Annotated in this window: 8 protein-coding genes and 1 pseudogene; 8 read left to right on the top strand and 1 reads right to left on the bottom strand. The window is 51.5% G+C overall.

Features of this window, described 5'->3' with window-relative positions; genetic code table 11:
- Positions 1–181, bottom strand: a pseudogene (locus PPL9_RS31840) (ACP S-malonyltransferase); the annotation flags it as partial.
- Between the two features lie 514 nt (positions 182–695).
- Here PPL9_RS31840 and rpsF point away from each other — a divergent pair.
- From rpsF to purF, 8 genes are all read left to right on the top strand, one after another.
- On the top strand, positions 696–1,136 hold the full coding sequence (gene rpsF, locus PPL9_RS01305; RefSeq protein WP_057460953.1) for a 30S ribosomal protein S6: 441 nt from the start codon (positions 696–698) through the stop codon (positions 1,134–1,136).
- A 6-nt stretch (positions 1,137–1,142) separates the two neighbouring features.
- The gene (rpsR, locus tag PPL9_RS01300) at positions 1,143–1,388 is read left to right on the top strand and encodes a 30S ribosomal protein S18 (protein WP_008552033.1); all 246 of its coding nucleotides are present in this window, start codon (positions 1,143–1,145) and stop codon (positions 1,386–1,388) included.
- 150 nt (positions 1,389–1,538) lie between these two features.
- Positions 1,539–2,156 (top strand): 50S ribosomal protein L9, encoded by a 618-nt coding sequence (rplI, locus tag PPL9_RS01295; RefSeq protein ID WP_057460952.1) that lies wholly within the window; start codon positions 1,539–1,541, stop codon positions 2,154–2,156.
- 336 nt (positions 2,157–2,492) lie between these two features.
- Complete coding sequence (locus PPL9_RS01290) at positions 2,493–3,980, top strand: replicative DNA helicase (protein WP_057460951.1); 1,488 nt, start codon at positions 2,493–2,495, stop codon at positions 3,978–3,980.
- Positions 3,981–4,115: 135 nt separating this feature from the next.
- Positions 4,116–5,267, top strand: coding sequence for an alanine racemase (gene alr / locus PPL9_RS01285; RefSeq protein ID WP_057460950.1), 1,152 nt, complete (start codon positions 4,116–4,118; stop codon positions 5,265–5,267).
- 33 nt (positions 5,268–5,300) lie between these two features.
- Positions 5,301–6,704, top strand: a complete 1,404-nt coding sequence (gene radA / locus PPL9_RS01280; protein ID WP_057460949.1) for a DNA repair protein RadA — start codon at positions 5,301–5,303, stop codon at positions 6,702–6,704.
- A gap of 81 nt (positions 6,705–6,785) precedes the next feature.
- On the top strand, positions 6,786–7,412 hold the full coding sequence (locus PPL9_RS01275; protein WP_057460948.1) for a CvpA family protein: 627 nt from the start codon (positions 6,786–6,788) through the stop codon (positions 7,410–7,412).
- A gap of 46 nt (positions 7,413–7,458) precedes the next feature.
- Positions 7,459–8,709 (top strand): amidophosphoribosyltransferase (gene purF, locus PPL9_RS01270; protein ID WP_208989090.1); only part of this gene is annotated, 1,251 nt, incomplete at its 3' end.

The raw sequence follows: 8,709 nt of genomic DNA, 5'->3' as shown, positions 1-8,709 counted from the left end.
TGTTTGCAGTGAGGGTCAGCTCGTCTGCCGGACCTTCCCACATGATCTTGGTCAGAGACTGACCGAGAGCTGCATCAACTTCCTCAAATACAGCGCGCGCTTCCGGGAACGTGTCGGCAAGTTCTTTACCCATTCCTACCGTCTGGCTGCCCTGTCCGGGAAATGTAAATGCAATAGTCATTTATAAATAGCTCCGTCGCACTCTATATTGCGTCAATGTGGGCCAATCGCCTCAAATGTGGGTGGTCCACTTTGTATTCCAAGATGGGGCGGCTATAAATTCACCAAATACGTGCAAATTATGACCGCCGCCAAAATTAGTAGCACTGCAGATGCCCTATTGGTCAGCCGCTTGCACCTTCAAGAAACCCAAGGAAAACCTTGGTTGCCTGCGTATTCATCGGGGCGACATGAGCCGCCTTGCACGCGCAATGTCAAGACTGCATCTGGAAAAAAGGTCTTTTTCCCCGATAGTACTTGTCTTTTGTAGGGGATTGGCTATAAAGCCCATCTCGTTTCCGGTATTAGGCCGGAGGCTTAAAGGAAGGCAGCCCTTTGGGGTTGTAGGAGTTGAAAGATATCCGTCTTCCCGTGTCTCCGCTCTTGTGTAAACATCTTCTGGGCCTTTTTCTGAGGGCCGTTCGAAGGGGCTTTGCGCCAATACCGGAATTGTTTAACTCAGAAAGGCAATCCACATGGCGCTCTATGAGCACGTGTTCCTGGCTCGTCAGGACATTTCTACTCAGCAGGTTGAAGCCCTCGTTGAACAGTTCAAAACTGTTCTCGAAGAAAACGGCGGCAAAGTCGGCAAAATCGAAACTTGGGGTCTGCGTACTCTGACTTACCGTATCAACAAGAACCGTAAGGCTCACTACACTCTGATGAATGTAGATGCTCCACACGCGGCTGTTGCTGAAATGGAACGTCAGATGGGCCTGAGCGAAGACATTCTTCGTTTCATGACCATCCGTGTAGAAGAGCTGGACGAAGAACAGTCCGCTATGATGCAGAAGCGTGATCGCGACGACCGTCGTCGTGGTGACCGTAACGATCGTGGTCCACGTCCGGACCGTGGCGATCGCGGTGATCGTGGCCCACGCCCTGATCGTCGTCCTGAAGCACCTGCAGCGGAGTAATTGAAAATGGCTGAATCTTCTTCCGCAGGACGTCGTCCTTTCTTCCGTCGTCGTAAGACCTGCCCATTCTCCGGTGCGAACGCTCCGAAGATTGACTACAAGGACATCCGTCTTCTGCAGCGCTACATCTCTGAGCGCGGCAAGATCGTTCCTTCCCGTATTACCGCAGTATCTGCGAAGAAACAGCGTGAACTGGCTCGTGCCATCAAACGCGCTCGTTTCCTCGGCCTGCTGCCTTTCGTAATCAAGTAAGTCTTGGTTATTGGGTCAGGGTGTTTTGCACCCTGACCTTTTTCATGATCCCGACGTGTCGGGATCACGGTTGAGAGATTGATCGCGTCAGCGAGAAGCTCTCTCTAACTGCGGATCACACTTTCCGCAGGACAGCAAAGGAGATATTCCATGAAAGTTATCCTTCTTGAGCGTGTGGCTAAACTTGGCCAGATGGGCGAAACCGTAGCTGTTAAAGACGGTTACGCACGTAACTTCCTGCTGCCTCAGGGCAAGGCACTTCGTGCAAACAAAGCTAACCTTGAGCGCTTTGAAAGCGAACGTGTACAGCTTGAAGCTCGTAACCTTGAGCGTAAAACTGAAGCTGAAGCAGTTGGCACAAAGCTGGCTGGCGCAAGCATCGTTGTTATCCGCGCTGCTGGCGAAACTGGTCAGCTCTACGGTTCTGTTGCTACCCGCGATATCGCTGGTGAACTGACCGAAGCAGGCTTCAGCGTTGTTCGCTCCCAGGTTTCCCTGCGCGCGCCAATCAAGACCATTGGTCTGCACGACGTATCCATCGTTCTTCACCCTGAAGTTGAAGTTGAAATCTCTGTTAACGTTGCTCGTTCTGAAGACGAAGCTAACCGTCAGGCAGCAGGCGAAGACCTCACAGGCCGTGAAGAAGACAACTTTGAATTCGACGAAGATCTCGACGAAGACGAAGAGCTGGAAGACGGCGAAGAAAACGCTGAAGAAGCTTCTGACGAAGAAGAAGCTGAAGGCGAAGAAAAAGAAACCGAAGAATAATTTTTCTTCACTTTTCGATGAAAAAGGCAGGGTCTCCGACTCTGCCTTTTTTTATGCACTGATCTTGGCAGAATCGGCAAAGGCCCCGCTGATTCTATTCCTCAAAAAAGAGTTTGTTAATAATTGTAGTTGGGGCGAAAATCCCTGAATACGGCTGATTTTAAACAATTATTCTAAGCTTTTCTCGCGTCTAGAGAGTAGCGACTGTCAATTGGCAACCTGCAATTTTCCCCGCTGATTTAATTTTGTTAAAGAACTGGGCTTAAGGTGCGAAGGCCCCCTTTTCCTACCCGCCTTAAAGCTGTAACCAAGTTGCCAAGCGGCACGAGGGGCGGAATGAAGGGCACAGTCCAAAAATTAGAGAAGGCTAGTGAGACCATGAGAGTGGTCCCGCATAATGCCGAGGCAGAGCGCCAGCTTCTTGGTGCCATTATGGTAAACAACGAGACCTATTATCGTGTCTCGGAGTTTTTAGAAGCGCGCCATTTTTTCTTAGCTCCCCACAAGGATATCTATGACAAATGCGGAGCGTTGATTAAGGCAGGCAAGATTGCCTCGCCTATTACGCTCAAAACGTTTTTCCCGGCAGATGAGAAGATTGCAGACCTGTCTGCAACTCAGTATCTGCTGCGTCTTGCAGGTGATGCAACTTCTGTGATCAACGCAGAAGACTACGGCAAGACCATTTACGATCTGGCGACTCGCCGTAACCTGATCACCATTGGCGAAGACATGGTGAACATTGCCTATGACGCGCCAATCGACATGCCACCGTCCTCTCAGATTGACGATGCTGAGCGTCGTTTATTTGAACTGGCGGAGACTGGCCGGTCTGATGGTGGTTTTCAGGACTTTGGCAGTGCACTGACCGAAACTATTGAGATGGCTGCAGCGGCCTTTCAGCGTGAAGGCGCCCTTTCCGGTGTTTCAACAGGTTTGCGTGACCTGGACAAACTCATGGGTGGCTTGCAGTCTTCGGATTTGGTCGTTTTGGCTGGTCGTCCTGCGATGGGTAAAACGTCGCTGGTTACAAACATCGCTTATAACATTGCTGAAAATTATCAGACTGAAGAGATGCCAGATGGCACTGTTCGGACTGTAAATGGCGGCGTTGTTGGCTTCTTCTCATTGGAAATGAGTGCCGAACAGCTGGCTACTCGTATTATTTCCGAGCAGACAGAGATTTCTTCCTCCAAGATTCGCCGCGGCGACATCAACGAGATTGAATTTGAGAAGCTGGTAGCGGCGACACAGCATATGCAACACGTTCCACTTCATGTGGACCAAACAGGTGGTATTTCCATCGCGTCCCTCGTTTCCAAAGCCCGGCGGCTGAAGAGACAAAAGGGGCTGGATATGATCGTGGTCGACTATATTCAGCTGCTATCTGGTTCCTCCAAGAATCAGGGCAACCGTGTTCAGGAAATTACTGAGATCACCACCAACCTTAAAGCGCTGGCGAAGGAACTTAATGTTCCGATCATCGCGCTGTCCCAGCTCTCTCGTCAGGTTGAAAACCGTGACGACAAACGACCACAGATGTCTGACCTTCGTGAATCCGGCTCGATCGAGCAGGATGCGGATGTGATCATGTTTGTGTATCGTGAAGAGTATTACATGGGCAAAAAAGAACCGCCTGAAGGCACTCCAGAATATGAAGAATGGAGTAGCAAGATGGAGCAGTTGCGCGGCAAGGCGGAAGTCATTATCGCCAAGCAGCGTCACGGTCCAACTGGCATTGTTGATCTGCAGTTCCAGGGCGAGTTCACTCGCTTCTCCGATCTGGCAGACGACGCCCATATTCCTGACAGAATTATGGAGTAAGGCTGGTTTATCCTACTGAATTAGCGATTGGCCCGGGGTAACGCACATCAGTTGTGTAGTGCTCCGGGTCTTTCTTTTTAAATTCAGATATTTTTTGTAGGTTATTGCGCATTCAAAGAATCTGAGGGCAATCGCGTGACACATTCTGCCGCTCCTACATCTGCCCGCGCAGCTCATTCTGCTGGCGGTGCTGCAAAGCTAACCATCGACCTTACCGCTCTACGCTCGAACTGGTGTTATTTGAATGGCAAGGTGGGTGATGGCTGTACCTGCGCTGTGGTACTCAAGGCCAATGGTTATGGGACTGGTGCTACAGAAGTTGGCAAAACACTTTATCACACCGGAGCCCGTGTCTTCTTTGTTGCGCTTCCTGAAGAAGGTATCGACCTGCGCAAAGAACTGCCACACGCAGAAATCTATGTGCTGAATGGCCTCTTTCGTGGCCGTGAGAAATTCTATTACGATTTCAATCTCAAACCGGTCTTAAACAGTCTTGAGGAAGCAACTGAATGGTCTGCTTTTGCGCAAGGCCTGGATGAAGAACTGTCTGCGGCTTTACACTTTGATACAGGCATGCATCGTCTGGGCATGTCTATTGAAGACGCGCTGAAGACTGGTGAGTCGCCTCATTTCCTTAAGGACATCAAGATCGATCTGATCATGAGCCATCTTGCTTGCGCCGATACGCCTGACCACGAGCTCAACGCAAAGCAACTGGATCGTTTCCAGCGGGTTTGTGAGTTGTTTCCGGGCGCCCGCAAATCCTTGAGCAACTCTGCCGGTATTTTCCTGGGAGCTGATTACCACTTCGACATGGTTCGCCCAGGCATTGCGCTTTATGGAGGAAACCCAGTTCCTGACGACAGCAACCCGATGCTTCCAGTTGCACATGTACTGGCGGAAATCATCAGTTTGCGTGAAGTTCCCACTGGCGATCCTGTGGGTTACGGGGCTTCCCGTGTAACACCGCGAAAAAGCCGGATTGCAACCATAAATGCAGGTTATGCGGATGGTTTGCACCGACTGGTTGGCAGCTCTGACGACCAGCCTGACGGCGCACGGGTTTATATCGGCGGGCATTTTGCTCCCATCTTTGGCCGTGTCTCCATGGATATGATTGCAGTTGATGTGACGGATATTCCCGAGAAACATCTGTCACGCGGTGCTCCGGTTGAGATTATGGGCGCACATGTAAACGTGGATGAATTGGCAAACTTTGCTCAAACCATCCCATATGAATTGCTGTGTAGCCTTGGAGCACGCTATACACGCCACTATAAACGCTAGCGAGCTAAACACTGGCAGGAACCTGAATTCGATATGGCGAAACGCTCCCTTTCATTTGTCTGTCAGTCTTGTGGGGCAACCACACTCAAATGGGCAGGCCGCTGCGAATCTTGCGGTGAATGGAACACAATTCAGGAAGAGCAAGAGGCCAGCGGCATCGGAGCCGGGCCCAAGACCGCTTCGCGCTCCAAGGGACGTGTTGTTCCACTGGTTGGACTTTCGGGTGAAACCAAAGACGCTCCGAGAATTATCACAGGTGTGGCCGAGCTGGACCGTGTGACTGGCGGCGGCTTTGTAAAAGGTTCTGCTCTGCTGGTAGGCGGCGATCCCGGTATCGGCAAATCCACCCTGCTGACGCAAGCCAGCGCACATCTTGCCTATCAAGGACACAACATCGTTTACATCTCTGGCGAGGAAGCGGTGGATCAGGTGCGGTTGCGTGCAGAGCGTCTTGGTTTGCGCGATGCTCCGGTTCAATTGGCTGCCGAGACAAGCGTGGAAGACATTCTTGCCACTCTGGAAGCCAAGAAGGGTGATGAACGCGCTCATCTTGTGATCCTGGACAGTATCCAGACGCTGTGGACCGAGATGGCCGATTCTCCGCCAGGAACAGTAACGCAGGTTCGAGCTTCTGCGCAGGCTCTGGTCCGCTTTGCCAAGAAAACCGGAACAACGGTTGTTCTTGTTGGTCATGTGACGAAAGACGGCCAGATCGCTGGTCCACGCGTTGTAGAGCACATGGTTGATGCTGTGCTTTATTTTGAAGGTGATAACGCACATCAGTATCGCATTTTGCGTGCCGTGAAGAACCGCTTTGGCCCGACGGATGAAATTGGCGTCTTCGAGATGTCCGACATGGGGCTACGAGAAGTAAAGAATCCCAGTGCTATGTTCCTTAGTGAACGAAGCGCAACTGCTCCAGGTTCAGCCGTGTTTGCCGGGATAGAAGGTACGCGGCCTTTGCTGGTCGAAATGCAAGCACTTGTTGCACCCTCCCCCCTTGGCACACCACGCCGAGCGGTGATCGGGTGGGACAGCGCGCGCCTTTCTATGATTTTGGCCGTGCTTGAAGCACGCTGCGGTGTTAAGTTTGCGCAACATGACGTTTATCTGAATGTCGCTGGTGGACTGAGAATTAATGAGCCAGGAGCTGACCTCGCCGTTGCGGCAGCTTTAATCTCATCGCTTAGTGGGGTTGCTCTTCCCCTCGAATGCGTCTATTTCGGCGAAATCAGTCTGTCTGGTGCAGTTCGACCAGTTGCTCAGGCAGCTTCCCGATTAAAGGAAGCTCAGAAGCTTGGATTCGGTCAGGCGGTTATCGCCGACGGGAATATGAAAGAAGGCTCCAATGCTCTCGGTCACGTTAAAGGACTTGAGGAGCTGGGAGATCTGGTAGCAAATATTGTTGCCAGTGCACAGAAAATGGAAAACGCTTAAGGGTTTAACCTAGGCTGATTTTAACCGGCAGGCATTTTTGTTGGTTTGCCTGCCAGTCAAACAAGGGACTTGTGTCGACAGATGCCGATCACACTCTTAGACGGAATTCTACTGGTTATCATGCTGATCTCTGGCGTTCTTGCTATGATTCGCGGGTTCGTGCGTGAGGTGCTTTCTATTGCATCATGGGTCGCAGCAGCAGTCGCCGCCTATCTTTTTTATGGCAGCCTGAAACCATTTGTGTTGCAGCACGTAACCAATGACACACTGGCAACTGCCATTGCTGCAGGTGCTGTCTTCCTCGTGACATTAATCGTGGTGAGCTACATCACCATGCGCATTTCAGACTTCGTGCTGGACAGCCGAATTGGCGCGCTCGACAGAACTCTCGGTTTTGTCTTTGGCGCAGCCCGCGGCTTCCTTCTTGTTGTCGTTGCGCTGCTGTTCTTTAACTGGTTTGTACCAGAGCCACGCCAACCAAACTGGATCATGGATGCTAAATCCAGACACCTGCTGGTGACCAGTGGTCAAAGTTTGGTTGCCGCACTGCCGGAAGATCCTGAACGCGCAATTATGGACCAGATTCGTAAGCAGGGCGGCACGACCGGCTCTGCAACAGGCGCATCCAGTGATGAAGAAGCCCGTTACTCCCCAAGTGAGCGGCGCGGACTGGACCAGCTGACGGCCTCCGGCGAAGGCCGGAACTAAGCTTAATTTTGATATTTGGCCCAAGTAAGAACCAAGGAGTGATGCCATGAGCAGTGGCGTATCAAACAATTCTGCCGCTTTGAAAGAGCTACAGGCAGATTTTGACGGCGATACCCTGCACGAGGAATGCGGTGTTTTTGGCATTCTTGGACATGATGATGCAGCAGCACTGACGGCTCTGGGGCTTCATGCGCTTCAACACCGCGGACAGGAAGCTGCAGGCATTGTGACATTTGATGGCGATCAGTTCCGTTCAGAACGTCATATGGGTCTTGTGGGTGATCATTTCACTCAACAGGAAACCATCGACAACCTGAAGGGTCCGTACGCAATCGGCCATGTGCGCTACTCCACCACTGGTGAAGCTGCACTGCGCAATGTGCAGCCGCTGTTTGCTGAGCTTGATGGTGGCGGGATTGCAATCTGTCATAACGGCAACTTTACCAATGCGATGACCGTACGCCGTCAGTTGATCAAGGACGGTGCGATTTGCCAGTCTACATCTGACAGTGAAGTGGTTCTGCAGCTGGTTGCCCGTTCTCGCGAGAAAAAGATCGTAGATCGCTTCATCGAGGCCATTAGCCAGATGGAAGGTGCTTACTCTCTTGTCGCACTGACCCGTAAAAAGCTGATTGGTGCGCGTGACCCTTATGGAATTCGCCCATTGGTTCTTGGTGATCTGAATGGTGCACCGATTTTTGCGAGTGAAACTTGTGCACTGGATATCATCGGCGCGAAGTTCATTCGTGAAGTTGAGAACGGTGAGGTTGTTGTTTGTACACCAGGTGGTATCGAAAGCTACTTCCCATTCGGCAAGCGCCCTTCCCGCCCAGATATCTTTGAGTACATCTACTTCTCCCGCCCGGACAGTGTTTTGAACGGTCATTCCGTTTATGACGTTCGTAAGCGTTTTGGACGTGTGCTGGCGCAGGAAAGTGCCGTAGAAGCGGATGTGATCGTTCCGGTACCAGATTCTGGTGTTCCTGCAGCTCTTGGTTTTGCAGCCGAAAGCGGTGTTCCGTTTGAGCTTGGCATCATCCGCAACCACTATGTGGGCCGCACGTTTATTGAGCCAACACAGCAGATCCGTACGCTTGGTGTTAAATTGAAACACTCTGCCAACAGAGCGCAAATTGAAGGCAAGCGCGTTGTGCTGGTGGATGATAGCCTCGTGCGCGGTACCACCAGCGTAAAGATCGTTCAGATGATCAGGGATGCTGGTGCGAAGGAAGTTCACTTCCGACTGGCCTCACCGCCAATCAAATTTTCCGATTACTACGGCATCGATACGCCGGTT

Source organism: Pseudovibrio sp. POLY-S9 (assembly GCF_001431305.1).
GTDB lineage: Bacteria > Pseudomonadota > Alphaproteobacteria > Rhizobiales > Stappiaceae > Pseudovibrio.
The sequence above is the reverse complement of the archived record's forward strand: the minus strand, read 5'-3'. Positions and strand labels throughout refer to the sequence as shown.